The sequence below is a fragment of the Shewanella sp. 10B genome (assembly GCF_023475885.1).
Lineage (GTDB): Bacteria > Pseudomonadota > Gammaproteobacteria > Enterobacterales > Shewanellaceae > Shewanella > Shewanella mangrovisoli.
The window spans coordinates 1-238 of record NZ_JAMDJO010000041.1 but is presented as its reverse complement, the minus strand read 5'-3'; the positions used below and the strand labels follow the sequence as shown (position 1 = coordinate 238).

Here is a 238-nt window from a genome sequence, read left to right as displayed (position 1 = left end):
GGCTACGGGCGTGCTGAGTGGTACCCCAACTAACGCTAACGTGGGTAGCTATGCGGTGGTGTTACGCGCCACGGATGTTGATGGCTTAACCGCAGACCAGAGCTTTACGATTGTGGTGGCGAACGTTAACGACGCACCGACCATCAGTTCAAGCGCACTCACCAGTGCGACTCAGGATGCGGCCTACAGCTACACCCTAGTGGCGACGGACAGCGATGTGGGCGACAGTCTGACCTTA

1 protein-coding gene is annotated in these 238 nt (G+C 58.0%); it reads left to right on the top strand.

Annotation, left to right across the window (positions count from 1 at the left end):
- Positions 1-238, top strand: a 238-nt coding sequence (locus M0415_RS21380) for a putative Ig domain-containing protein (protein ID WP_249560538.1), incomplete at both ends; no start/stop codon positions are given.